The 581-nt window shown below is 65.9% G+C and carries 1 protein-coding gene; it reads left to right on the top strand.

The genetic code is table 11. The features are described from left to right. Window positions 1–167: 167 nt before the first annotated feature. A partial coding sequence (gene cas4 / locus QZ271_RS14450; protein WP_291432637.1) for a CRISPR-associated protein Cas4 occupies window positions 168–581 on the top strand: 414 nt, incomplete at its 3' end.

Raw genomic sequence — 581 nt, forward strand, 5'->3', positions numbered from 1 at the left:
CTCTGGAGAGATACCCTTCCCCTGAGAAACCGCTTCGCTCACTTCCACACGGACCCGACCGCCGAGCGCACACCGTCAGCTGAGGACATACAGGACGTCCAGGACATTGTTGCCCGACTGGCGCGCGCCGTGGAGCCCCTGGGTCTTCACCTCATTTCTGAACCCGCGTGACTGGCCGGTCGGCCCAGCCCTTCCCACACGACCCGCCTGAACCAGTCCTGCTTTCGGCCCTGCAGCACTTCGTATTCTGCCCGCGCCAGTGCGCCCTGATTCACCTGGAACACGAGTGGAGCGAGAACGCCCACACCACCCGCGGCCAGCAGACTCATGAGCGGGCACACAGCGGTCAGAACGACGCGCGGGACGGCGTGACCACCCTGCGCGCCCTGCCTCTCACCTCACGTCAGCATGGACTGGCAGGTGTGTCGGACGTGGTGGAACTGCACGCCGGGCGGCCCATCCCAGTCGAGTACAAGTCCGGCCGCGCCAAACCCCGACTGGCGGACGAGGTGCAGCTGTGCGCGCAGGCCCTGTGCCTGGAGGAGATGTTTGACGCAACCATCCCCGGCGGGTTCATCTAT

Origin of the sequence: Deinococcus sp., from assembly GCF_018260555.1 — a bacterium.
GTDB lineage: Bacteria > Deinococcota > Deinococci > Deinococcales > Deinococcaceae > Deinococcus.